This is a genomic window from Mycolicibacter acidiphilus (assembly GCF_018455725.1).
Classification (GTDB): Bacteria; Actinomycetota; Actinomycetes; order Mycobacteriales; family Mycobacteriaceae; genus Mycobacterium; species Mycobacterium acidiphilum.
Map to the genome: position 1 here is coordinate 1 of NZ_JAHCLR010000076.1, position 592 is coordinate 592.

The window sequence follows — 592 nt, forward strand, 5'->3', positions numbered from 1 at the left end:
CCGTCACCGGTGGTCTCGGCGGCAACGGCTACAGCGGCGGCACCGGCGGCGCCGGTGGTTACGCCGGTGTCGTGGCCGGGGGCACCAACGCCAGCGCGGCCGGCACCGCGCTGGGCGGCGTCGGCGGCAACGGCACCGGCGCGGGCAGCGTCGGCGGTCAGGGCGGCATCGGCGAGGTGGCGGCCCTGAACAACGGCGCGACCGTCTCCGCCAGCACCGGCACCGGTGGTAACGGGGGTGACGGCACCGACGGTGGCGCCGGTGCCAACGGCGGCCTGGGCTGGGTGCGCGCCATGGGTGAGAACAGCCACGTCACCGGCAGCTCCGCGAGCGCTGGCGACGGCGGCTCCAACGACAGCAGCACAACCCACGCTGGGCTGGGCGGTCAGGCGCGGGTCGAGGCCAACTCGACCGGCGGCGAGATCACCAACGGCACCGCCATCAGCGGCAACGGCGGCGACGGCCACGACGGCGTGAGCGGCGCCACCGGTGGCCGCGCCAGCGTCGAGACCGGCAACGAGGGCCAGCAGGCCACCAACGTCGGCGGCGTGGTGAAGGACAGCACGGCAACCGCAGGCAACAGCGACGGCAG

At 75.7% G+C, this 592-nt stretch carries 1 pseudogene; it reads left to right on the forward strand.

What is annotated here, in order from left to right:
- A pseudogene (locus tag KIH27_RS20965) lies at nucleotides 1–592 on the forward strand (PGRS repeat-containing protein); the annotation flags it as partial.